Raw genomic sequence first — 21,277 nt, forward strand, 5'->3', positions numbered from 1 at the left:
CCCCGGGGAGGCCGCCGTCCGCCTCCGCCGCGACGCGGCGTGCTCACGCCCGGCCCCCGAAGCGCCGGACGCGGTCGCGGTAGGCGTAGAGCGATCGGCGGAACGCGTCGCGGTCGTAGTCGGGCCAGAGCTCCGGTGCGAAGACGAGCTCGGAGTAGGCCGACTGCCAGAGGAGGTAGTTCGACATCCGCTGCTCCCCGCTCGTCCGGATGACGAGGTCGGGATCGTGCATCTCCGGGGCGTAGAGCAGCTTCGCGAACTCCTCCTCGCCGCCTCCGGAGTAGCGCGCCGCGGCGTCGATGATCTCGGCCCGGCCGCCGTAGTTGAACGCGACGAAGAGAGTGATGCGCTCACCGCCGGCCGTCTCGGCCTCGGCCTCGTCCATCTGCTCGCAGAGCACGCCCGGGACGCCGTCGCGGCGTCCGATGAACCGCATGCGGACGCCCTCGTCGCGGAGCTCGGGGGTCTCGGTCCTCAGCCTCTCCGAGAACATCCGCATGAGCGCGGTCACCTCCTCGGCGGGACGTGACCAGTTCTCCGTCGAGAACGAGTAGACGGTGAGCTCGCGGATCCCCCACTCGGCGGCGTCGCGGAGCCGGGCCTTCACGGTGTCGGCGCCGGCGCGGTGCCCGTCCGCCACGGGGAGGCCGCGGCTCTGCGCCCAACGGCCGTTGCCGTCGGTGATGATCGCGACGTAGCGCGCGTCCTCGTCGCCCATCTCGCGACCTGCCCCCGGGGATCCCCGAGGCTCAGACCTCGAGGATCTCCGCTTCCTTGGTCTTCAGGGCGGAGTCGAGGGCAGCGACGTGCTCGTCGGTGAGCTTCTGCAGCGTCTCCTCACCGCGCCGCTCGTCGTCGGCGCCCACCTCGCCCTCGTCCTTGAGCTCCTTGAGGTCGCTCATGACGTCGCGGCGGATGTTGCGGACGCGGATGCGGCCCTCCTCGGCGATGTTCCGCACGACCTTCACGAGGTCGCGGCGGCGCTCCTCGTTGAGCTCGGGGACCGCGAGGCGGATGATGCGGCCGTCGTTGCTCGGCGTGAGCCCGAGGTCGGCCTCCTGGATGCCCTTCTCGATCGCCCGGATCGACCCCTGGTCGAACGGCTGGATCGTGACGAGCCGCGCCTCGGGCGCGCTGATCGTCGCGAGCTGCTTGAGCGGCGTGACGGTGCCGTAGTAGTCGACCATGACGCGGTCGACGATCTGCGGGCTCGCGCGGCCGGTCCGCACCGATCCGTACTCGTGGATCGTCGCGTCGACGCTCTTCTTCATCCGCTCGCGGGCGTCGGCGAGCAGCTCATCGATCATCTCGCTCATGTGTGCACCAGGGTTCCCACGCGCTCGCCGGACACTATCCGGTCGATGTTGCGCTCGTCGTCCATGTTGAAGACGTGGATCGGCAGCCGGTTCTCCATGCAGAGGGTGAGCGCCGTCGCGTCCATCACCTTCAGCTCGCGCTGCAGCGCCTCCATGTGCGAGATGCGCTCGATGAAGCGCGCGTCCGGGTCGACCCTCGGGTCGCCGCTGAAGACGCCCTCGACGCCGTTCTTCGCCATGAGCAGCGCGTCCGCGTGGATCTCGGTCGCGCGCAGCGCCGCGGCCGTGTCGGTCGTGAAGAACGGGTTGCCGGTGCCTGCGGCGAAGATGACGACCCGGCCCTTCTCGAGGTGACGGATCGCCCGGCGCCGCAGATAGGGCTCGGCGACCTCGGCGACGTGGATCGCCGACTGCACGCGGGTGTCCACGCCGACCTTCTCGAGGGCGTCCTGGAGGGGCAGCGCGTTGAGGAGCGTCGCGAGCATGCCCATGTAGTCGGCGGTCGCGCGGTCCATGCCCGCGGCGGCGCCCGTCATCCCGCGGTAGATGTTGCCGGCGCCGACGACGATCGCGATCTCGACGCCGCGCTCCCGGACCGCCTTCACCTGGGACGCGACGGCGCGCAGGCGCTCCGGATCGGTCCCGTAGTCGAGCGATCCGAGGAGCGCCTCGCCCGAGAGCTTGAGCAGGATGCGGTCGAAGACCGCGTCCCCGCCCGTGCCCTGCGGTGCCTCTCCGCGCGCGTCGTCTGCCATGGCCGTCGGCGAGCCTACTCGCCGACGGCGAAGCGGGCGAACCGGCGGATGACGACGTTCTCGCCGGTCGTCGCCGACAGATCGCCGCGGAGCTGCTCGATCGTCTTGTTCTCGTACTTGTCGGCGTTGACGTGCTGCTGCTCGAGGAGCACGACCTCGCCGTACCACTTGCCGAGCATGCCGTCGACGATCTTCGGCCGGATGTGCTCCGGCTTGTCGGCGGCCTGCTGCTCGAAGACGCGCCGCTCGGCCTCCTTCGCCTCCTCGGGCACGTCGTCGACCGACACGTACTTCACCGTCGGCGTCGCGGCGATGTGCATCGCGACCTCGCGAGCGAACGTGACGAAGTCCTCGTTGCGGGCGACGAAGTCGGTGTTGCAGTCGACCTCGACGAGGACGCCCACCTTGCCGCCGGCGTGGATGTAGGACTGGATCGTGCCCTCGGCCGCCTCGCGGTCGGCGAGCTTGCCGAGCTTGTTGCCCATCTTCACGCGCAGGAGCTCGACGGCCTTGTCCATGTCGCCGCCCGCCTCGGCGAGGGCGTTCTTGCAGTCCATCATGCCCGCGCCGGTCTGCTGGCGAAGGGCCTTCACGTCCTGTGCGGTGATCTCAGCCATTGCTCTTGTCCTCCTGCGCCGGGGCCTCGGGCGCGGGCTCGGGGGTCGGGGCGGGCTCCGCCGGGTCGGCCTGGGAGGTCTCGGTGCCGGCCTGCGGAGCCGACGGGGTCGGCGCGGCCCCCGCGGAGGGCGGGGTCTGCGGCGCCTGGGCCGCGTCGGGCGTCGTCTGCGCCGGCGCGCTCTCGGCGGCGTCGGCGGCCGCCTGCTTCGCCTCGGCCTCGGCCTTCGCCTGGGCCTCGGCCTCGCGGCGGGCGCGCTCCTCGGCGTCGCGGCGGGCGCGCTCCTCCGCCTCGCGGCGCTGGCGCTCCTCCTCGGCCGCGAGGAACTGGCCGCGGCCCTCGGCGACCGCGTCGCCGATCGCCCGCGTCACGACGAGGCACGAGCGGATCGCGTCGTCGTTGCCCGGGACGACGAACTCGATGCCGTCCGGGTCGCAGTTGGTGTCGACCACGCCGATGATCGGGATGCGCAGGCGCTGGGCCTCGCGCACCGCGATCGCCTCCGTCTTGAGGTCGATGACGAACATCGCGTCGGGCTGGCGCTGCATGTTCTTCACGCCGCCGAGGTTCGCGCGGAGCTTCTCGAGGTCCGCGATCGCCGCCATGCGCTCGCGGGTCGGGAGCAGCTGGAGCTGCCCCTCGGTCTCGTAGCGCTCGAGGTCGTGCAGGCGCTTGATGCGCGTGCTGATCGTCTGGAAGTTCGTGAGGAGGCCACCGAGCCAGCGGTGGTTGACGTACGGCTGGCCGCAGGACTCCGCGACCTCCTTGATCGCGTCGCGAGCCTGCTTCTTCGTGCCGACGAAGAGGACGCTGCCGCCGCGCTGCGAGATGCGCGTGACGAAGTCCTGCGCCTCCCGGAGGCGACGCTCGGTCTCGAGGAGGTCGATGATGTAGATGCCGCCGCGCTCGCCGTGGATGAAGCGGCGCATCTTCGGGTTCCAGCGGCGCGTCTGATGGCCGAAGTGGACTCCGGCCTCCAGCAGCTCCTTGATGCCGACTGCTGCGGGCATGGACTGCTCCCTTGTGGAATTCGGTGTGGACTGCGGTCCGCCGGCCCGATCACGTTCCCGGGCGGGATGCCCGGGCAGGGTGCGTGGACGGGTGGTCGACGGGGACGGGGACGTGAACGACCGCGATTCTACGCGACCGCGGCCCGATCCAGCGCCTCGGCGAGATCCGGCGGGAGCGGCGAGGTGATGTCGATCCGCTCGCCGGTCACCGGATGGTCGAACGCGAGCCGCGTCGCGTGCAGGAACTGCCGCTCGAGACCGAGCAGCCCGGCGCGACCGTATTCGGGGTCACCGCAGACGGGATGCCCGATCTCGCGCAGGTGGGCGCGGATCTGGTGCGTGCGGCCGGTCTCGAGCGTCACGCGCAGGAGCGAGGTGCGCGGGAACGCGCGCTCGAGGGCGAAGTGGGTCACCGCCTCGCGCGGCACGTCCGTGTCGGTGGACATCCGCGTGCGGACCCGCCGGTCGCGACCGATCGGCGCGTCGATCGTCCCCGTGCGGGCGGGCGGCCGTCCCTCGACGAGAGCGAGGTACTCGCGGGTGATCTCGCGGGCCTGCAGCAGGCGCTTGAGGGCGCGGTGGGTCGCCTCGTCCTTCGCGACGACGAGCAGCCCGCTCGTGTCCTTGTCGAGGCGGTGGACGATCCCTGCGCGCTCGCCCTCCTCCCCGCCCGCCGCGCGCCCGGCGAGCGCCTGCGCGAGCGTCCCGTGCGCGTGCCCGCGGGCCGGGTGCACGACGAGCCCCGCCGGCTTGTCGACGACGAGCAGGTGGGCGTCCTCGTGGACGACGTGGGCCTCGACGTCCGGACCCGGCTCCGCCGGCACGGGCGGCGGAGCGTCCGCGCTCTCGTCGAGGGTGACCGTCTCGCCGCCCTCGAGGAGCCTCCGCTTCCGGGCGGTCTCGCCGTCGACGAGGACGGCGCCGGCCTCGATGAGGCGCGCCGCGCGCGAGCGGGACCCGAGGTGCTCCGCGAGGTGCGCGTCGAGGCGGCGGCCCGCCGCCTCAGCCGGGATCCGCAGCTCCATCGGCCACCTGCTCGCGCTCGCGCTCGCGTGCGCGCTCGCTGCGCTCGAGGACGACGAGGAGCGCGAGCACGCCCCCCGTGATCGCGATGTCGGCGATGTTGAAGGCCGGCCACGCGGGGAGCTTGAGGAAGTCGGTCACCGCGCCCTCGACCGCCCGGTCGATGAGGTTGCCGATCGCGCCGCCGAGCAGGAGCCCGGTCGGGAGCCAGATGCCCGGCTGGTCGGCGTGCCTCGCGAAGTACGCGAGGAGAGCGACGAGCGCGACGGCGATGACCGCGTACACGATCTCCTGCCCGCCACCGGAGAACGCGCCGAACGCGATGCCGCGGTTCTCGACGTAGACGAGCTTGAGCGCGGGGAGGATCGGGTCGCTGTGCCCCGGCTCGAGTCCCGAGCGGACGAGGACCTTCGTGAGCTGGTCGAGGGCGAGGACGAGCGCGAGGACGAGGCCTGCACGCCGCCAGGCGCGCGCCCGCGGGCGGACGGCCTCGCCGCTCACCCGCGGATGATCCCGACGACGATCGCTCCCGCGATCTGCAGGGCGAAGATCGCGACGATCGGGCTGAGGTCGAGGGGCCCGAGCGGCGGGATGAACTTCCGGAAGATGCGGAGGTACGGCTCGACCGTGTCGTGGAGGAAGCCGATGACCGCGCTGCCGACGCGGTTGTACGGCATGCGCCCGCCGAATCCGAAGAAGAGGTTCGTGAGGATGTAGGCGATGATGAGGAGGACGTAGACGAAGATGAGCGTCTGGACGAAGTCGGCGATGTCGTCGCGGGCGGCGGCGATCGGCAGGAAGGCGGCGGTGATCATCGGTCAGGCTCCGGGGGTGCGGGTCTGCAGGACCGCGTCGAGGGCGTCTGAGAAGGCGGTGCGCAGGCCGCCCCGCTCGAGGGCGTCGAGGCCGCGGGCGGTCGACCCGCCGGGCGACGTGACCTCGCGGCGGACCGCGAGCGTGTCGTGGCCGCGGTGGCGCAGGAGCTCGGCCGTCCCCGCCATCGTCGCGACCGCGAGCTCGGCGGCGAGCGGGGCCGGCAAGCCGTGGCGGACACCTGCGTCGATCTGGGCCTCGGCGACGAGGGCCATGTAGGCCGGGGCGTTGCTCATGAGTCCCATCGCGACGTCGACCTGACCCTCCGGGAGGCGGACGAGCGTCCCGAGCTCGCCCGCGAGGCCGGCGACGGCGCGACCGAGCTCGCTCTCGAGCTCCGGGTCCCCGTCGTCGGCGAGGAGCACGACGCCCGCCCGCACCTCGACCGGTGTGCTGGGGAGCAGCCGGAGCACGGGCCGGCCGGGATACGCCTCGCGCAGAGCGGCGAGCGGGACGCCGCCGAGGATCGACACGACGGCCCGGGCGTGCGGTGCGACGTCCGCCGCGACCTCGGCGAGCTGCCCCGGCTTGTGGCAGAGGACGACGACGTCGGCGCGGCGGGCGAGCTCGGCGTTCGAGGCGACGGCCTCGCCGCCGGTCTCCTCCGCGAGGCCGCGGGCCCGCTCGGGGACGACATCGGTGCAGAGCACGGGACGGCCCCAGCCGCGCGCCATCGCGCGCGCCATGTTGCCGGAACCGATGAGGCCGATCTGCATCGCGTCGGACACTGTACGGACCGCGTGCCCGGAGGGCTCGCCGCCCGCCGCCGTCAGGACTGGTTGAAGAAGCCCTTCTCGATGAGCTCCGCCCGCTCCTCGGCCGAGATCTCGACGTTGCGCGGGGTGAGCATGAAGACCTTGTCGGCGATCCGCTGCATCCCGCCGTCGAGCGCGTAGGTGAGCCCGCTCGCGAAGTCGATGAGCCGCTTGTTGAGGTCGTTGTCCGTCGACTGCAGGTTGAGGACGACCGGGATCGAGTCCTTGAACTTGTCCGCGACCTGCTGCGCGTCGTTGAAGCTCTTCGGGATGACGAGGTGGACGCGGACGTCCCGGCTGCGCCCGTTCCCCGCGACGGCGCGGAGCTGCGTCGTCCGCGGGCTCTCACCGGGCTCGTCGGCGAAGATGTCGTCGAACTCGTCCCGGCGGCGCAGGCGCCGGACGTTCGGACGCTCGCGGTAGCGCTCCTCGAGCTCAGCCTCGGGAGCGACGTCGTCGTCGTCGTAGTCGTCCTCGTACACGGGGTCGCGCTCCTCGGCCAGGCCGAAGTACACGAGCGTGCGGTGCCAGGAGTCTCGAAGGGCCATCGCACCAAGGATTCTACGCGCCTCGAGCGATTTCCCCTGCAAGATCGGCTCGACGCACGGTCGCGTGCGTCGAGGGCGACCCTCAGCGGTAGAGGCGGCTGCCGACGCGGACGATGGTGGCGCCCTCCTGCACGGCGACCGGGAAGTCCTGCGTCGTCCCCATCGACAGCTCGCGCAGGCCGTTCTCGGCGGCGAGCTCGGCGAGAGCCGCGAAGAAAGGGCGGCTCTCCTCGGGGTCGCCGGCGAGCGGCGGCATCGTCATGAGCCCCTCGACGGGGACCGGGGACCGCTCGAGGAAGGCGGGGAGATCGGCCGGCGTGATCCCGCTCTTGCCCTCCTCTCCGGCGACGTTGACCTCGACGAGGACGTGCGGGACCGCCTCCCCCGCCTCCGCGAGGCGGCCCAGGCGCCCGAGCGCGCTGTCGCTCGCGACCGAGTGGATGCGGCCGACCCGACCGACGAGGTCCTTCACCTTGCGGCTCTGCAGATGTCCGATGAAGTCCCAGACGACGGGGCCGAGATCCGCCTCCTCCCAGGCGGCGGCCTTCCGGAGGAGCTCCTGCGCCCGGTTCTCGCCGAGGACGCGGAGGCCGGCCTCCGCGAGGACCGGGAGCTCCTCGACCGCGACGTACTTCACGGCCGCGACCAGCTCGACGTCCGCGGGGTCGCGTCCGGAGACGGCGCAGGCGTCGGCGATCTCCTCTCGGACCGCCTCGACGTTCGCGCGGACGCGGGCGGGGTCCAGCCCGCGGATCAGCTCCGCCATGCGATGCCTCCCTGACGGCCGGTGACGCCGCCGTCGCGACGATGCGAGAAGAAGAGGTCTCGGGGGCCGCAGAGCGTGCAGAAGCCGGTGTCGAGGACGCTCGTGGCGCCTTGCGCCCGGAGGTCCGACGCGGCGATGGCCGCGAGATCGATCCTGCGGCCCTCGCGGACCGCGGACCCGTGGGCGGCGAACGCCTCGCGCACCTCGTCGCCCACCTCGTAGCAGCAGACCCGCGCGGCCGGCCCGAACGCGGCGGTGACGGCGCCCTCCGGGTCGAGGGCGCGGAGCGCCTGCAGGGACCGCCCGACCACACCCGCGGCGAGCCCCCGCCAGCCGGCGTGGACGGCCGCGACGGCCGACGGCGTGGCGAGGAGGATGGGGAGGCAGTCGGCGACGAGGACGCACGGGGCATGAGCACGCTCGGCCGTCACGACCGCGTCCGCGTCGACGACGCTCCCGTCGGCGCGGTGGACGTCGGCGCCGTGGACCTGGCGGACGCCCGCGAGCGGCCGGCCGGCGAGCGCCGCGGCTCGCGCCCGGTTCTCCTCGACCGCCTCGGGGTCGTCGTCCGTCCACGGCCCGAGGTTGAGCGCGGCGTACGGGCCGGTGCTCACGCCGCCGAGCCGCGTCGTGAAGCGGAGCTCGGCACCAGGGACGCGCGCGGCGATCGCGCCGTCCTCCCAGCGGAAGGGCGCGGGGAGACCGGGCCTCATCCCTCTCCCCCGTCCGCATCGCCGAGGGCGACCGCGAGCTGGGAGGCGCGGTCCGGCGCGACGCCGTCGAGCTGGGCGTCGCGGGCCCGCGCGAGGCGGCGCCCGATCTCGGGGCCCTGCGGGACCCCGGCGGCGAGGAGGTCCTCGCCGCTCACCGCGGGACGGACGTGCCGCAGCTCCTCGATCCAGCGGCGGGCGTTGTCGCCGCCGGCGAGCGCGACGACCTCGACGGGAGCGCCCCGCGCGGCGCGGGCGACCTCGCTCGCGCTCCGCGCACGTCCGAGCGGCGCGCGCACGACCTCGCGCGAGCCGGCGGCGACGACGTCGCGGGCGGGCGCGGGGAAGGCGAGCGCGTCGAGCCATCCGACGAGGCGGGCGCTGTCGACGCCGCGCATGCAGGCGGCGAGGACGAGGAGCCCGGGGTCCCCGTCCGCCGGGAGGAGGTCGAGCGCCTCCCCGAGCCCGGCGGGGTCGAGGTCGGCGCCCTCGGGGAGGAGCGCGGGCTGCAGGTCGTGTGCGGCCCGCAGCGCCGCGAGCGGGTCGGGCTCCCGGAGCGCGAGCCGGACCTCCTGGCCGAGACGCGGCCCGCTCACCGTCGCGAGGACGTCCGCGCCCGCGGCGCGGGCGAGCGCGCGCGTCCCGTCGTCGGGCGCGAACCCGAGACGCGCCGCGTAGCGGGCGATCCGCCAGATCCGCGTGGGATCGTCGAGGAAGCTCCGCTCGTGGAGCACGCGCAGGCGACCGGCGGCGAGATCGTCGAGCGCGCCGGGGGCGGCGCGCAAGCCCGCGGGCTCCGCGAGCCGCACGGCGATCGCGTTGACGGTGACGTCGCGGCGCGCGAGATCGTCGTCGAGAGACCCAGGTCGCACCTCCGGGAGGGCGCCGGGGGCGGGGTACGTCTCGGCCCGCGCGCGGACGAGGTCGACGCCGATCCGGTCGGCGGTCGGGGCGACCGTGGCGGTGCCGAAGCGGTCGTGGACGACCGCGTCCCCGCCCAGCGCGGCGAGCGCCGCGGCGAGAGCGTCGTCGTCCTCGGCGACGAGGTCGAGCTCGCGGGCATCGCGGCCGAGCAGCGCGTCCCGGACCGAGCCGCCGACCGCCCAGAGGGCCGGCACGCCCGCGAGCGCGTCGAGCGCGGGGGCCAGGCCGGGCATCGCGCGCAGGGCCTCGAGGATGTCCACGGCGGTCCGCACGCCCCCATTGTCCCGGTTCGCCCGGCTGGGACCCCGCCGGGCCGGCTCCGGAAGAGGAGCGCCCAGCTGCGCCCCTGGCTACCTTGTACCGATGTCCTCGGGCGCGCGCCGACGGAGGCCGGCGCTCATCGCCGCCGGTCTCGTCCTCCTGCTCGCCGGCCTCGCCGCCGGCATCGCGGGCACGCTCGCCCTCCAGTCGGAGGAGGGCGACATCTCGAACCCCGACGTGGAGTTCTCCGCGGATGCCCCGGAGACCCCCGTCGTCGAGGAGCCCGCCGCCGAGGACGCCGGGGCCTCGGATGCGGGCCGGCCGTTCTCCTGGCCGCACTACGGCCTGACGAAGTCACGCACGAGCCACCTCCCGCTCGAGAAGCCGATCCGCCCCCCGTTCAAGCGCAGCTGGAAGCTCGGGGGGAAGATCCTCCTCGAGTTCTCGCCCGTCCTCGGCGCCCGGTCCCTCTTCCTCCTCAAGAACAACGCCGCGCTCTACGCGCTCACCCGCAAGACGGGCAAGGTCCGCTGGAAGAAGAAGGTCGGCTACCTCGCGGCGAGCGCGCCCGCCTATGCGTACGGCACCGTGTTCGTCACGGTGCTCGAGCGCGAGAAGGGCGTCAAGAAGGGCCGCGTGATGGCGCTCCGGCCGGGTGACGGCAGCGTCCGCTGGTCGCGCAAGCTCCCCAGCCGGTCGGAGTCCTCGCCCCTCGTGCACCGCGGCTGGCTCTACTTCGGCAGCGAGGACGGCACCGTCTACGGGCTGCGGGCCCGCGACGGGTACGTCCGCTGGAAGCACAAGGCGAAGGGCGCGGTGAAGGGGGCGCTCGCGCTCGAGAACGGCAAGCTCTTCTTCGGCGACTACGCGGGCAACGTCTCGGCGCTCGACGCCGACACCGGCCGGCTCGTGTGGCGGAGCGGCACCTCGGGCGAGAGCTTCGGGCGGTCGGGCAACTTCTACTCGACTCCCGCGGTCGCCTTCGGCCGGGTCTACCTGGGGAACACCGACGGCGGCGTCTACTCGTTCTCGGCCCGCACCGGGAAGCTCGCATGGAGGAAGGAGACGGGCGGCTTCGTCTACTCGACCCCGGCCGTCGCCGACATCCGCGGCCGCGGCCCGACCGTCTTCATCGGCTCCTACGACCGGCGGCTCTACGCCCTCGACGCCCGCTCCGGCCGCGTGCGCTGGTCGAAGCCCGCCGGCGGGCGGATCTCCGGCGGCATCGTCGTCCTCGGCGACCTCGCGTTCTACTCGACCCTCGAGAAGGAGACCGTCGCGGTCACCGCGACGTCGGGTCGGCGCATCTGGCGCTTCGGCCGGGGAGCCTTCAACCCGGTCGTCTCGACGGGTCGCTCGATCTTCATCACGGGCCAGACGAGCCTCTACGCCTTCGACGCGCGCCCGACCGCGGCCGAGCGCAAGCAGGTGGAGCGCCGTCGCGCGATCGAGCGGCGCGTGGAGAAGCGGCGCCGCGCGATCCGCGAGCGCAACCGCCTGCGCCGTTCGGGCGTGAAGTTCTGCTACCGCTCGAACGGCAAGCGCGTCTGCCGGCGCCCCGCCCCGCTCGTCTGCTTCAAGCGGTCCTCCGACGACCGGACGATCTGCCGCCCGAAGCACGGCCGCGACTGACCGAGCCCAGGCGCTTTGCATCTCGACAGCCAGATCTGGCTGTCGAGATGCAAAGCGTCAGGGGGCCACGACGGTCCGGACGGGGACGCCCGCTGCCGCGAGGTGCGCCTTCGCCTCCTCGACGGTGTGCCGGCCGTAGTGGAAGATCGACGCGCAGAGCGCCGCGTCGGCGCCCGACTGGAGCGCCTCGACGAGATGGTCCAGCGTCCCCGCGCCGCCCGAGGCGATGACGGGCACGCCGACCGCGTCGGCGACCGCTCGCGTCAGCGCGAGGTCGTACCCGTCGTTCGTCCCGTCGCGGTCCATGCTCGTGAGGAGGATCTCCCCGGCTCCGCGCTCGACGCACTCGCGCACCCACTCGACGACGTCGCGGCCGGTGGGCGTGCGGCCGCCGGCGACGTAGACCTCCCAGCCGGAGCCGTCCGGCCGCGCCTTCGCGTCGACCGCGAGGACGACGCACTGCGCGCCGAAGCGGTCGCCGAGCTCGCCGACGAGCTCGGGTCGCGCGACGGCGGCGCTGTTCACCGAGACCTTGTCCGCCCCGGCGTCGAGGACGGCCTGCGCATCGGCGATCGAGCGGATGCCGCCGCCGATCGTGAACGGGATGAAGACGTTGTCCGCCGTGCGCCGGGCGAGGTCGACGATCGTGTCGCGCTTCTCGTGCGTCGCGGTGATGTCGAGGAAGACGAGCTCGTCGGCGCCGCCGGCGTCGTAGCGCTCGGCCAGCTCGACGGGGTCGCCCGCGTCGCGGATGTCGACGAAGTTCGTGCCCTTCACGACGCGGCCGGCGTCGACGTCGAGGCAGGGGATGACGCGCTTGAGGTGCATGACGGGATCCGTCCCGTGGGGCGCGTCAGTCGCGACCGGGGTCGAAGAGGTCGCTGCGCGACGACGACGAGCCGCTCGCCGAGCGGCGGGGGTCGAGCGCCTCGTGCGCCTCCTGGATCGTGAAGCGGCGCTCGTAGAGGGCCTTGCCGACGATGACGCCGCCGAGGTTGACCTGGCGTAGCGCGGCGAGCCCGGCGAGGTCCTCGACGCGGCCGATCCCGCCCGAGTAGATGAACCGCCCGCGCACGACGCCGGCGATCCGCCGGACCTCTTCGAGGTCGGGGCCCTGGAGCATGCCGTCGCGGTCGACGTTCGAGTAGACGAAGGAGCGGACCCCGCGGTTCTGGAGCTGCTCGATGACGGACTCCGCGGGGATCGTCGTCGTCTCCTGCCACCCGTGCGTCGAGATCATCCCGCCGCGCGTGTCGACGGAGACGATGACCCGGTCCCCGCGGTAGGCGCCGAGGACGTCGTCGAGGAAGTCGACGTTCGTGAACGCAGCGGTGCCGAGGATCACCCGCTCGACGCCGGCGTCGAGCGCGGAGCGCACCGAGGCGAGCGAGCGCAGGCCGCCCCCGAGCTGGACGGGGACCGCGAGCTCGTGCGTGATGCGCTCGACGTGGTGGAGGTTCGCGGGCTCGCCCTGCTTCGCGCCGTCGAGGTCGACGACGTGGAGGTAGCGGGCCCCGGCCTCGACCCAGGCGCGTGCCGCTTCGAGGGGGTCGTCCTCGTAGACGGTCTTCGCGTCGAAGTCGCCCTGGACGAGGCGGACGGCCTTGCCGTCGGAGATGTCGATGGCGGGATAGAGGATCATGCGGTGACGGTGCTGCAGAGGCGGGCGAAGTTCGCGAGCATCGCGAGCCCGTGGACGGAGGACTTCTCGGGATGGAACTGGGCTCCGAAGACCCGGCCCCGCCCGACGACGCTCGCGAAGCTCACACCGTAGTCGCTGCGCCCGATGACCACCTCGTCGTCGGACGGGACGGGTGCGAACGAGTGCACGTGGTAGAAGGGCGTCGGGTCGGGCAGCGCCTCGTTGATCGGCGTCGCACGGGCCCACCGGACCTCGTTCCACCCGATGTGCGGCAGCTTCAGCCCGACGGGGAACCCGGGCAGCGTGTCGAGCCGCACGACCTCCCCCGGAAGGAGCCCCAGCCCCTCGGCGCCGCCGTGCTCGCTCGAGCCCTCGAAGAGGAGCTGCATCCCGAGACATGCACCGAAGATCGGGACCCCGGCGTCCGCGCGCTCGCGCAGGAGGTCGACGAGACCGTGCTCGCGGAGCGCGGCCATCGCGGCGGGGAACGCGCCCACGCCCGGGACGAGGAGCCCGTCGGCCCGCCGGAGCTCGGCGGGGTCGCGGGTGATCTCCGCACGCGCGCCGATCCGCTCGAGCGCCTTCTCGACGCTGCGGCGGTTCCCCGTCCCGTAGTCGACGACCGCGACGGTGGGCGCGTCGGCGGCGGTCATCCGGTGAGCGTGCCCTTCGTCGACGGGACGCCGGTCTCCGTCGGGTCGATGGTGATCGCGGCGCGGAGCGCCCGCGCGAAGGCCTTGAACGCCGCCTCGATCATGTGGTGCGCGTTCGTGCCGGCCTCGACGCGGAGATGCACGGTGAGCCGCGCGGACATCGCGACGGCGCGGAAGAACTCCTCGGCGAGCTCGTGGTCGAAGCCCCCGGTGTTCCCCGCCGGGAGCCCCGGCGCCTCGAAGACGCAGAGCGGGCGACCGGAGATGTCGAGCGTGCAGCTCGCCCGGGCCTCGTCCATCGGGACGACGGCGTGCCCGTAGCGATGGATCCCGGCGCGGTCGGAGAGCGCCTCGTCGAGCGCCTGTCCGAGCACGATGCCGGTGTCCTCGACCGTGTGATGGGCGCCGGTCTCGAGATCGCCCTTCGCACGCACCTCGAGATCGAGGCGGCCGTGCCGCGCGAGGAGGTCGAGCATGTGGTCGAGGAAGCCGACGCCCGTCGCCCGCGTCCCCTCCCCCGCGCCGTCGAGCACGATCGAGAGCGAGACGTCGGTCTCGCCGGTGCGGCGGCTGATCTCGGCGCGGCGGTCGGTCACGCCCGGGGATTCTGTCGCACGACCATCGAGTCCGCGTGCACGTCGAATCCCTCGGCTCGGGCGACCGGCTCGGCGGCGCGCGCGAGCGCCCCGGCGGCGTCGCCGACGTGGACCTCCGAGATGCGGCGGCGGAACGCACGCACCGAGAGCGCCGAGGCGTACCGCGCGGCGCCGCCGGTCGGCAGCGAGTGGTTCGAGCCGGCGACGTAGTCGCCGAACGCGGTGGCCCCCGACGCGCCGACGAAGACGCACCCCGCGCTGCGCACCTCTCCTGCACGCGCCTCGACGTCGCCGCCGACGAGCTCGAGGTGCTCGGGCGCGAAGGCGTCGGCGAACGCGATCGGGTCGGCGCCGTCGACGAGCTCGACGAGCCCCGCGACCGCACCCGTGTCCGGTGACCGCGCCAGCTCGGAGGCGACCTCGTCGAGGAACGCCGCGTCCGCGCTCGCCGCGACGACGAGCGTCCCCTCGCCGTGCTCGGCCTGGGCGCGCAGGTCGATCGCCACGAGCGAGGGGTCGGCCCCGTCACCGGCGACGACGAGCACGTCGCTCGGCCCGTAGAACCCGTCGATCCCGCAGTCCCCGGAGACCTGGCGCTTCGCCTCCTGCACCCAGAGGTTGCCGGGGCCGGCGATGACGTCGACCCGCGGGATCGACGGGGTCCCGTAGGCGAGCGCGGCGACGGCGTGGGCGCCGCCCATCCGGTAGACCGCGTCGGCGCCGCAGAGCGCGCACGCGGCGAGGATGACCGGGTGCGAGCCGGGGGCGCAGACGACGACGTCCTCGACCCCGGCGGCGCGGGCCGTGACGACGCCCATGACGACCGTGCTCGGGTACGGCGCGCGCCCGCCGGGCACGTAGACCGCCGCGCGCCGGACGGGCACCTCGCGCAGCCGGATGCGGTGGCCCTGCGGAAGCTCGATGTCCTCGTCGGCCGAGATGCTCGCCTCGGCGACCGCGCGGACGTTCGCGATCGCCGTCTCCAGGCCGGCGCGGACGGACGGGTCGAGGACGTCGAGGGCCTCCCGCATCTCGCCCGGAGCGACGGCGATGGGCGCCCCGCCCGTCCCGTCGAGCCGCGCGACGAGCTCGGCGAGCGCGGCGTCGCCGCCCTCGCGCACGACGCTGATGATGTCGGCGACGCCCTCCGCGACCGACTCCCCGCCCTCGATGAGCGCCCGCATCCGCGCGGCGCCGACCGCCTCGGCACCGGCCGGGACGCTGCGGCGCTCAGCGCGCACGGAGCCTCCCGACGAGATCGTCGATCGCGGTCGCCTTCAGCTTGTGGGCGACGGGGTTGGCGATGAGCCGCGCCGTCGCGACGAAGAGCTCCTCGCGGATGACGAGGCCGTTCTCGCGGAGCGTCGTCCCGGTCGCCGTGAGGTCGACGATCGCCTCGGCGAGACCGGTCAGCGGCGCGAGCTCGACGGAGCCCTTCACCTCGACGATCTCCGCCTGGCGTCCGGTCGCCTCGAAGTGCGCAGCCGCTGTCTTCGGGTACTTCGTCGCGACCCGCATGACGCCGAGCCGGCGGAGGGCCTCCGCGGCGGGGTCGGGCCCCTCGACGCTCGCGACGACCATCGTGCAGCGGCCGTAGTCGAGGTCGAGCAGCTCGTAGACCTCGCGCTCGGACTGCTCGACCAGCACGTCCTTGCCGGTGATGCCGATGTCGGCGGCCCCGGCCTCCACGTAGGTCGGCACGTCGCTCGGACGCATCGTGACGATGCCGACGTCGGCGAAGAGGAGCTTGCGATCGTTCTCGCGGACCTCGCGGGTGTCGACGCCGAGGACGTCGAGCAGGTCGAGCGTGCCGCCGAGGAGCGCGCCTCGCGGCACGGCGATCGTGAGGCCCCTCGTCGGGCTCATGACGACGCCTCCGCGGCGAGCGCGAGGTGGACGCGGTCGACGCCGAGCGAGAACCCGACGGCGGGCAGGTCGCGACCGAACCGCGCGAGCAGCTCGTCGTAGCGGCCGCCGCCGCCGAGGGGCATGCCGACCCCCGGCGCGTACACCTCGAAGACGGCGCCCGTGTAGTACCCGCGATCGCGGAGGAGGCCGAGGTCGAGGATGACGCGCTCGCGGACGGCGTCGTCGAGGCGCTCGAGGACCGCGCGCAGCCCGGCGGCGCTGCCGGCGACGCGGCCGGAGAGCAGCGCGTCGAGCACCTCGGGGCCTCCGCGCGTCCGCGGGATCCGCGAGAGGATCTCGCTGTCCTCCGCGGGGAGGTGCAGCCCCTCGAGGGCGGCCTCGAGCGCGACGTGGTCGCGCTCGACGAGCGCCTCCAGCAGGCCCTCACGCGCCTCGACGGGGACGTCGAGCGCCGCGAGGAGCGCGGGATAGAGCGAGGCGTCCCCGAGCCCGATCCGGTAGTCCCGCAGGCCCGTGGCGTCGAGCGCCGCGCAGAGCACCGTGAGGACCTCGGCCGTCCCGTCGGGCGCCGGCGCGCCCAGCAGCTCGGCGCCCGCCTGGAGCGTCTCGCGCATCTGTCCGCGGTGCGGGGTGACGCCGCGGTAGACGTGGGCGAAGGAGCAGAAGCGCAGCGGCGGCTCGGCGTGCGCGTAGCGGGTCGCCGCGACGCGGGCGATCGGCACGGTGAGATCCGAGCGCAGGAGGAGGACCTCGCCGTGCTCGTCGAAGAGCCGGTAGACGCCTCGCGCGTCCTCGGGCCGCCCGACGAGCGACTCGTACTCGATCGCCGGCGTCCAGACCTCGCCGTACCCGCTGCCGGCGAGCGCGTGGCGGATCGACTCGGTGATCTCGCGGAGCTCGCTCATCTCGTCCGGGAGGACGTCGCGCGTGCCGCTGGGAAGGGGGTGGATCATCGCTCGGGGCGGCGCACCGTCAGCCGGGGCGCTTGTCGTCGTCGACCCTCTGGATGCGCGCACCCAGGCCGCGGAGGCGCTCGTCGATGCGCTCGTAGCCGCGGTCGATCTGCCGGATGTTCCCGATCTCGCTGCGCCCCTCGGCGCAGAGCGCGGCGATGAGCATCGCCATGCCGGCGCGGATGTCCGGCGACTCGACCCGCTCGCCGCGCAGCCGCGACGGCCCGCTGATGATCGCGCGGTGGGGGTCGCACAGCGTGATGTCGGCGCCCATGAGGACGAGCTTGTCGGTGAAGACGAGGCGGTTCTCGAACATCCACTCGTGGATGAGCACCGAGCCGTCGCACTGGGTCGCGAGCGCGACGGCGATCGAGGTGAGATCCGCGGGGAAGGCGGGCCAGGGCCCGTCCTGGATCTTGCTCTTGTGCTCGCCGACGTCGCGGGAGGCGACGAGCGTCTGGTCGCCGGGCACGAGGACGTCGTCGCCGTCGAGGATCGTGTGGAGGCCGAGGCGGCGGAAGACGAGGAGGATCATCCGCAGGTCGCCGGGAGCGCAGTCGCGGATGCGCAGCTCTCCCCCGGTGACGCCGGCGAGCGCGATGAACGAGCCGATCTCGATGTGGTCAGGCGAGACGTCGTGCACGCATCCGCCGAGCTCGTCGCGGCCGGTCACCGTGAGGACGTTCGAGCCGATGCCCTGGATGTCGGCGCCCATCTTCTGGAGCATGCGCGCGAGGTCCTGGACGTGCGGCTCGCAGGCGGCGTTCCCGATGACGGTGACGCCGGGGGTGAGCGCGGCGGCGAGGAGGGCGTTCTCCGTGCCCATGACCGACGGCTCGTCCATGAAGACCTCGCCGGCGCGGAGCCCGCCCGGGGCCTCGAGGACGATGTCGCGGCGGTGGCTGTAGCGCGCCCCGAGCGCCTGGAAGGCGTCGAGGTGCGGATCGAGGCGCCGCCGGCCGATGACGTCGCCGCCGGGCGGCGGCATCTCGCAGCGCCCGAAGCGGGCGAGGAGCGGTCCCGCGAGCAGGAACGACGCGCGGATCCGCTCGGCGTGGGCGCGGTCGATCTTCGCGCCGGGCTCGACGCCCGAGGCGTCGAGCGCGACCTCGTTGGCGCCGCGCCACTCGACGCGCACCCCGAGGCCCTCGAGGACGGAGAGCATCGCGTCGACGTCGCGGATCCGCGGGACGTTGCGCACGACGACCTCCTCCGTCGTGAGGACGGAGGCGGCGAGGATGGGAAGAGCGGCGTTCTTGTTGCCGGCCGGCGTGACGGTGCCGGACAGCGGAACACCGCCGTCGATGACGAACTTCTGCATGGCTCGGGGGCGGCTGCGGGGGCGGAGGTCCGGCCCGCGGGCTGGGCTAGGGTAACACCCATGTCGCCGATGCTTTCGCGTGACGAGGCATGGGCCCTGCTCTGCGACTGGGTCACCTCGCCGTCGCTGCGCCGCCACTGCCGCTGCGTCGAGCTCGCGATGGCCGCCGCGGCGCGTGAGCGCGGCCTGCCGGAATCCGAGCAGGAGCTCTGGGCGCTCGCCGGACTCCTGCACGACATGGACTACGAGCGCCACCCGGACATGGACGCCGAGGACGGCCATCCGCGCACGGCGCTGCGCGTCCTCGAGGAGATGGGACAGCCTCCGGAGCTCGTGCGGGCGATCGCGTCGCACGCGGACTTCATGGGCGTGCCGCGCGAGTCCGATCTCGAGAAGACGCTCTACGCGGTCGACGAGCTCTGCGGGTTCGTCGTCGCCGTCGCGGCCGTGCGCCCGCAAGGCCTCGTGGGCATGACCCCGAAGTCCGTGAAGAAGAAGCTGAAGACGCCGGCGTTCGCCGCCGCCGTCGACCGGGACGACATCCGCCAGGGCGCCGAGGACCTCGGCGCCCCGCTCGACGCGCACATCGCCTTCGTCATCTCCGCGCTCGAGCCGCACGCCGGCGAGCTCGAGCTCGCCGGCGAGGCCTGAGCCCGCGCCCCGCCCCCTGAGCGGGCCGTCGGGGGCCGGTAGGGTCAGGCGCAGATGAGCGCGCCAGTGAAGATCACCATCCTCGAGGGTGACGAGACCGGCCAGGAGCTGCTCGAGCAGGCCGTCCGCGTCCTCGCCCCCGACGTCGTCGGCGTCGACCTCGACCTCGAGCGCTACGACCTCTCGCTCGAGAACCGGCGGGCGACGGACAACGCGGTCGTCAGCGAGGCCGCGGCCGCGATGCGCGCCTCGGGGTTCGGGATCAAGGCCGCGACGGTCACGCCCGAGGGCAAGGACGACGTCGGGTCCCCCAACCGCCTGCTGCGCGAGGGCATCGACGGCAAGGTCATCGTCCGCACGGGCCGCCGGATCCCGGGCGTGACGCCGCTCGGCGGGACCTACCACCCGATCAGCGTCGTGCGCATGGCGGTCGGCGACGCCTACGGGGCGGCCGAGTCGCGGGAGGGCGAGCCGGGGTCGCCCGACGAGGTCGCGCTCCGCACCGAGCGGATCACGCGCTCGGTCTGCCGCGCCGTCGCCGATTACGCCTTCCAGACCGCGCGGAAGATGGGCGGCAAGGTGTACGGCGGCCCGAAGTGGACCGTCTCCCCCGTCTACGAGGGCATGCTCAAGGAGGAGATGGACGCCGCCGCCGAGCGCCACCCGGACGTCACCTACCGGCCCGTGCTCATCGACGCGACGTACGCCGGCCTCATCTCCGGGGCCACCGAGACACCCCTCGTCATCCCGGCCCTCAACCGCGACGGCGACTGCCTCAGCGACCTCGTCATGCCCATGTTCGGCTCGATCGCCGGGGCCGAGAGCGTGCTCCTCGCCTTCGACGAGGACTACCGCACGACCGTCGCGATGGCCGAGGCTCCCCATGGCACCGCCCCGGCGCTCCAGGGGAAGGACGTCGCGAACCCGATGGCGATGATCCTCAGCTGCGCGGCGGTCCTCCACTACGTCGCCGAGGGCCGCGACCGGCCGGACGCCGCCCGGGCGTCCCGCGCGGTGTACGAGTCCGTCCTCGAGGCCACCGCAGCGGGCACCCGGACCCCGGACCTCGGCGGGCACGCGTCGACGACGGAGTTCACGACGGACGTCGTGGAGCGCATCAAGACGAAGGTCGACGTCTGGAGCTCGCTCGGGAGCACCGTCTGAGCACCGGGGCGCAAGATCGCTTGCAGCCGGCCCGCGCCGAAAAGCCCGTAAAGAGCGGCTTTTTCGCTCCGCGCGGCGCGCGAACGTCCGTTCGCGCCGGTTGACGTCCGACCCCCTGCGTAGCTTGGCGAACACATGTTCTCCCCGACCGACACCCGCCGCCCGGACGACCACGGCTTCCGCCGGTTCGCGCGCCGGTGCATCGACGCCGTCGTGAGCTTCGCGCTGCTGGAGGACGTCTCCAGCCCGCCCGCCGACGTCGAAGACCGCTCGGGGCTCTGCGTGCACTCCGTCCCGGTCGACGCCTTCCCGCGTCACCGGCGACGTCCCGGCGCGCCGGAGTCGACGGGGCTGAGCTGCGCCGAGGCGCGTCCCCAGGGCACGCCCGGCCGGCGGCGGCGTCATCTCGAGCACGATCGCGCGCTCGGCTGACCAGCCTGGGAGGGCCGCCCCGCCGACACGAGAGCCGCAGGGCCCGCGGGCAGGACCGCCGCGGCCCCTGCGGCTCGCGTGCGGGCGGGCGGGCCGCCGGCCCCCGGATCGGGTGAAGCAGGCCGTGACGCCACACCCCGCGGCTCTCATGAGGGCGGACTGGACCGCCCCCCGGCCTCCGGGTCGCGTGAAGCACGCCGTGACGGCGCAGGCCTGCGGTCCGCGCGCGCAGGCCGCGCCCGGGCGGCGACGCCCTGAGGCTCTAAGGACGGGCCCGGCCGACCGGCCCCGGCGCGCCGATCCGGCACGCCCCGCGCGGCGCCGCCCCTCCCTCTGCCGCTACGGGCCCCCTGGCTCGGCCTCGCGAGCTCCGGGCCGTCGGTCTCAGCGCGCGGGTCCGCCCCACGACCCGGAGCCCCTCCTCGGCGCCGGCACAGCCGACCCCAGAAACACGACGAGCCGCCCCCGAAGGGACGGCTCGTTCAAGGTAAACCGGCGGCGACCTACTCTCCCAGGCCCTTGCGGGCCAAGTACCATCGGCGCTGAGAGGCTTAACTGCTCTGTTCGGAATGGGAAGAGGTGTTTCCCTCTCGCCAAAGCCACCGGAAAATCGCGAGAGCGCCTTCCGCAGGCCCTTCGAAACCGCACAGCGCCACAACCGAGTATCAGAAAAAATTACCGTCAAGCCCTCGACCCATTAGTACCGGTCACCTTCACGCGTCACCGCGCTTCCAGCTCCGGCCTATCAACCTGGTGGTCTACCAGGGGTCTTACTCCCTCAAGGGGATGGGAGAGCTCATCTCGAGG

Annotated in this window: 25 protein-coding genes and 2 rRNA genes; 4 read left to right on the forward strand and 23 right to left on the reverse strand. The window is 73.5% G+C overall.

Translation table 11 applies throughout. The annotated features are described in order from the left end of the window. Window positions 1-43: 43 nt before the first annotated feature. From uppS to ACME2J_RS18705, 13 genes are all read right to left on the reverse strand, one after another. Window positions 44-718 (reverse strand): polyprenyl diphosphate synthase, encoded by a 675-nt coding sequence (gene uppS / locus ACME2J_RS18645; RefSeq protein WP_495546448.1) that lies wholly within the window; start codon window positions 716-718, stop codon window positions 44-46. A 31-nt stretch (window positions 719-749) separates the two neighbouring features. Beyond that, window positions 750-1,316, reverse strand: coding sequence for a ribosome recycling factor (gene frr / locus ACME2J_RS18650; RefSeq protein WP_495546449.1), 567 nt, complete (start codon window positions 1,314-1,316; stop codon window positions 750-752). Continuing rightward, window positions 1,313-2,071, reverse strand: coding sequence for a UMP kinase (pyrH, locus tag ACME2J_RS18655; RefSeq protein WP_495546450.1), 759 nt, complete (start codon window positions 2,069-2,071; stop codon window positions 1,313-1,315). The genes frr and pyrH overlap by 4 nt, the downstream gene beginning before the upstream one ends. Window positions 2,072-2,085: 14 nt before the next feature. Further along, window positions 2,086-2,688: a translation elongation factor Ts gene (tsf, locus tag ACME2J_RS18660; RefSeq protein ID WP_495546451.1), complete on the reverse strand. Its 603-nt coding sequence runs from the start codon at window positions 2,686-2,688 to the stop codon at window positions 2,086-2,088. Further along, on the reverse strand, window positions 2,681-3,697 hold the full coding sequence (rpsB, locus tag ACME2J_RS18665; protein WP_495546452.1) for a 30S ribosomal protein S2: 1,017 nt from the start codon (window positions 3,695-3,697) through the stop codon (window positions 2,681-2,683). Before rpsB ends, tsf begins: the two co-directional genes overlap by 8 nt. A gap of 128 nt (window positions 3,698-3,825) precedes the next feature. Beyond that, complete coding sequence (locus ACME2J_RS18670; protein ID WP_495546453.1) at window positions 3,826-4,722, reverse strand: RluA family pseudouridine synthase; 897 nt, start codon at window positions 4,720-4,722, stop codon at window positions 3,826-3,828. Further along, a complete protein-coding gene (gene lspA / locus ACME2J_RS18675) occupies window positions 4,700-5,221 on the reverse strand; it encodes a signal peptidase II (protein WP_495546454.1) in 522 nt (173 codons plus the stop codon). Before lspA ends, ACME2J_RS18670 begins: the two co-directional genes overlap by 23 nt. After that, a complete protein-coding gene (locus tag ACME2J_RS18680) occupies window positions 5,218-5,535 on the reverse strand; it encodes a YggT family protein (RefSeq protein WP_495546455.1) in 318 nt (105 codons plus the stop codon). Before ACME2J_RS18680 ends, lspA begins: the two co-directional genes overlap by 4 nt. A 3-nt stretch (window positions 5,536-5,538) precedes the next feature. Beyond that, window positions 5,539-6,309, reverse strand: coding sequence for a pyrroline-5-carboxylate reductase family protein (locus tag ACME2J_RS18685; RefSeq protein ID WP_495546456.1), 771 nt, complete (start codon window positions 6,307-6,309; stop codon window positions 5,539-5,541). A gap of 53 nt (window positions 6,310-6,362) precedes the next feature. Further along, window positions 6,363-6,896: a cell division protein SepF gene (locus ACME2J_RS18690; protein WP_495546457.1), complete on the reverse strand. Its 534-nt coding sequence runs from the start codon at window positions 6,894-6,896 to the stop codon at window positions 6,363-6,365. Between the two features lie 82 nt (window positions 6,897-6,978). After that, complete coding sequence (locus tag ACME2J_RS18695; protein WP_495546458.1) at window positions 6,979-7,662, reverse strand: YggS family pyridoxal phosphate-dependent enzyme; 684 nt, start codon at window positions 7,660-7,662, stop codon at window positions 6,979-6,981. Next, window positions 7,650-8,375, reverse strand: coding sequence for a purine nucleoside phosphorylase YfiH/LACC1 family protein (locus ACME2J_RS18700; RefSeq protein ID WP_495546459.1), 726 nt, complete (start codon window positions 8,373-8,375; stop codon window positions 7,650-7,652). The genes ACME2J_RS18695 and ACME2J_RS18700 overlap by 13 nt, the downstream gene beginning before the upstream one ends. Further along, complete coding sequence (locus ACME2J_RS18705) at window positions 8,372-9,568, reverse strand: tRNA nucleotidyltransferase/poly(A) polymerase family protein (protein WP_495546460.1); 1,197 nt, start codon at window positions 9,566-9,568, stop codon at window positions 8,372-8,374. The genes ACME2J_RS18700 and ACME2J_RS18705 overlap by 4 nt, the downstream gene beginning before the upstream one ends. A gap of 91 nt (window positions 9,569-9,659) precedes the next feature. Here ACME2J_RS18705 and ACME2J_RS18710 point away from each other — a divergent pair, with 91 nt between their 5' ends. Beyond that, on the forward strand, window positions 9,660-11,189 hold the full coding sequence (locus ACME2J_RS18710; protein ID WP_495546461.1) for a PQQ-binding-like beta-propeller repeat protein: 1,530 nt from the start codon (window positions 9,660-9,662) through the stop codon (window positions 11,187-11,189). 57 nt (window positions 11,190-11,246) lie between these two features. Here the strand turns inward: ACME2J_RS18710 and hisF are convergent, their stop codons facing one another. From hisF to murA, 8 genes are read right to left on the reverse strand one after another with little or no spacing between them, the layout of a single operon-like run. Next, entirely contained in the window at window positions 11,247-12,017 is a 771-nt protein-coding gene (gene hisF / locus ACME2J_RS18715; RefSeq protein ID WP_495546462.1) for an imidazole glycerol phosphate synthase subunit HisF, read from the reverse strand. Window positions 12,018-12,042: 25 nt separating this feature from the next. Then, a complete protein-coding gene (gene hisA, locus ACME2J_RS18720) occupies window positions 12,043-12,831 on the reverse strand; it encodes a 1-(5-phosphoribosyl)-5-[(5-phosphoribosylamino)methylideneamino]imidazole-4-carboxamide isomerase (protein WP_495546463.1) in 789 nt (262 codons plus the stop codon). Further along, entirely contained in the window at window positions 12,828-13,484 is a 657-nt protein-coding gene (gene hisH, locus ACME2J_RS18725) for an imidazole glycerol phosphate synthase subunit HisH (protein ID WP_495546464.1), read from the reverse strand. Before hisH ends, hisA begins: the two co-directional genes overlap by 4 nt. Further along, the gene (hisB, locus tag ACME2J_RS18730) at window positions 13,481-14,080 is read right to left on the reverse strand and encodes an imidazoleglycerol-phosphate dehydratase HisB (protein ID WP_495546465.1); all 600 of its coding nucleotides are present in this window, start codon (window positions 14,078-14,080) and stop codon (window positions 13,481-13,483) included. The genes hisH and hisB overlap by 4 nt, the downstream gene beginning before the upstream one ends. Further along, window positions 14,077-15,321, reverse strand: coding sequence for a histidinol dehydrogenase (gene hisD, locus ACME2J_RS18735; RefSeq protein WP_495546466.1), 1,245 nt, complete (start codon window positions 15,319-15,321; stop codon window positions 14,077-14,079). The genes hisB and hisD overlap by 4 nt, the downstream gene beginning before the upstream one ends. Beyond that, window positions 15,311-15,946 carry an ATP phosphoribosyltransferase gene (gene hisG, locus ACME2J_RS18740; RefSeq protein ID WP_495546467.1) on the reverse strand — a complete coding sequence of 212 codons (636 nt, stop codon included), beginning with the start codon at window positions 15,944-15,946 and terminating at the stop codon, window positions 15,311-15,313. The genes hisD and hisG overlap by 11 nt, the downstream gene beginning before the upstream one ends. Next, entirely contained in the window at window positions 15,943-16,902 is a 960-nt protein-coding gene (gene hisZ / locus ACME2J_RS18745; protein WP_495546468.1) for an ATP phosphoribosyltransferase regulatory subunit, read from the reverse strand. Before hisZ ends, hisG begins: the two co-directional genes overlap by 4 nt. A gap of 19 nt (window positions 16,903-16,921) precedes the next feature. After that, window positions 16,922-18,223, reverse strand: coding sequence for a UDP-N-acetylglucosamine 1-carboxyvinyltransferase (gene murA / locus ACME2J_RS18750; RefSeq protein ID WP_495546469.1), 1,302 nt, complete (start codon window positions 18,221-18,223; stop codon window positions 16,922-16,924). A gap of 60 nt (window positions 18,224-18,283) precedes the next feature. Here murA and ACME2J_RS18755 point away from each other — a divergent pair, with 60 nt between their 5' ends. From ACME2J_RS18755 to ACME2J_RS18765, 3 genes are all read left to right on the forward strand, one after another. After that, the gene (locus ACME2J_RS18755; RefSeq protein ID WP_495546470.1) at window positions 18,284-18,874 is read left to right on the forward strand and encodes an HDIG domain-containing metalloprotein; all 591 of its coding nucleotides are present in this window, start codon (window positions 18,284-18,286) and stop codon (window positions 18,872-18,874) included. Between the two features lie 54 nt (window positions 18,875-18,928). After that, a complete protein-coding gene (locus ACME2J_RS18760) occupies window positions 18,929-20,038 on the forward strand; it encodes an isocitrate/isopropylmalate family dehydrogenase (protein WP_495546471.1) in 1,110 nt (369 codons plus the stop codon). 135 nt (window positions 20,039-20,173) lie between these two features. After that, window positions 20,174-20,470, forward strand: a complete 297-nt coding sequence (locus tag ACME2J_RS18765; RefSeq protein WP_495546472.1) for a hypothetical protein — start codon at window positions 20,174-20,176, stop codon at window positions 20,468-20,470. Between the two features lie 490 nt (window positions 20,471-20,960). Here the strand turns inward: ACME2J_RS18765 and rrf are convergent. Further along, window positions 20,961-21,077 (reverse strand): 5S ribosomal RNA (rrf, locus tag ACME2J_RS18770). 70 nt (window positions 21,078-21,147) lie between these two features. Beyond that, window positions 21,148-21,277 (reverse strand): 23S ribosomal RNA (locus ACME2J_RS18775); the annotation flags it as partial.

The sequence above is a fragment of the Paraconexibacter sp. genome (assembly GCF_059438195.1).

Bases quoted from the DNA above. Each gene is read 5' to 3' on its own strand.
- hisF (WP_495546462.1), bottom strand. From the start codon at position 12,017: ATGCACCTCAAGCGCGTCATCCCCTGCCTCGACGTCGACGCCGGCCGC.
- ACME2J_RS18695 (WP_495546458.1), bottom strand. From the start codon at position 7,662: ATGGCGGAGCTGATCCGCGGGCTGGACCCCGCCCGCGTCCGCGCGAAC.
- ACME2J_RS18700 (WP_495546459.1), bottom strand. From the start codon at position 8,375: ATGAGGCCCGGTCTCCCCGCGCCCTTCCGCTGGGAGGACGGCGCGATC.
- ACME2J_RS18685 (WP_495546456.1), bottom strand. From the start codon at position 6,309: ATGCAGATCGGCCTCATCGGTTCCGGCAACATGGCGCGCGCGATGGCG.
- tsf (WP_495546451.1), bottom strand. From the start codon at position 2,688: ATGGCTGAGATCACCGCACAGGACGTGAAGGCCCTTCGCCAGCAGACC.
- pyrH (WP_495546450.1), bottom strand. From the start codon at position 2,071: ATGGCAGACGACGCGCGCGGAGAGGCACCGCAGGGCACGGGCGGGGAC.
- frr (WP_495546449.1), bottom strand. From the start codon at position 1,316: ATGAGCGAGATGATCGATGAGCTGCTCGCCGACGCCCGCGAGCGGATG.
- hisG (WP_495546467.1), bottom strand. From the start codon at position 15,946: ATGAGCCCGACGAGGGGCCTCACGATCGCCGTGCCGCGAGGCGCGCTC.
- ACME2J_RS18670 (WP_495546453.1), bottom strand. From the start codon at position 4,722: ATGGAGCTGCGGATCCCGGCTGAGGCGGCGGGCCGCCGCCTCGACGCG.
- hisH (WP_495546464.1), bottom strand. From the start codon at position 13,484: ATGACCGCCGCCGACGCGCCCACCGTCGCGGTCGTCGACTACGGGACG.
- ACME2J_RS18760 (WP_495546471.1), top strand. From the start codon at position 18,929: ATGAGCGCGCCAGTGAAGATCACCATCCTCGAGGGTGACGAGACCGGC.
- hisZ (WP_495546468.1), bottom strand. From the start codon at position 16,902: ATGATCCACCCCCTTCCCAGCGGCACGCGCGACGTCCTCCCGGACGAG.
- hisA (WP_495546463.1), bottom strand. From the start codon at position 12,831: ATGATCCTCTATCCCGCCATCGACATCTCCGACGGCAAGGCCGTCCGC.
- ACME2J_RS18690 (WP_495546457.1), bottom strand. From the start codon at position 6,896: ATGGCCCTTCGAGACTCCTGGCACCGCACGCTCGTGTACTTCGGCCTG.
- ACME2J_RS18710 (WP_495546461.1), top strand. From the start codon at position 9,660: ATGTCCTCGGGCGCGCGCCGACGGAGGCCGGCGCTCATCGCCGCCGGT.
- ACME2J_RS18755 (WP_495546470.1), top strand. From the start codon at position 18,284: ATGTCGCCGATGCTTTCGCGTGACGAGGCATGGGCCCTGCTCTGCGAC.
- uppS (WP_495546448.1), bottom strand. From the start codon at position 718: ATGGGCGACGAGGACGCGCGCTACGTCGCGATCATCACCGACGGCAAC.
- rpsB (WP_495546452.1), bottom strand. From the start codon at position 3,697: ATGCCCGCAGCAGTCGGCATCAAGGAGCTGCTGGAGGCCGGAGTCCAC.
- ACME2J_RS18680 (WP_495546455.1), bottom strand. From the start codon at position 5,535: ATGATCACCGCCGCCTTCCTGCCGATCGCCGCCGCCCGCGACGACATC.
- murA (WP_495546469.1), bottom strand. From the start codon at position 18,223: ATGCAGAAGTTCGTCATCGACGGCGGTGTTCCGCTGTCCGGCACCGTC.
- ACME2J_RS18765 (WP_495546472.1), top strand. From the start codon at position 20,174: ATGTTCTCCCCGACCGACACCCGCCGCCCGGACGACCACGGCTTCCGC.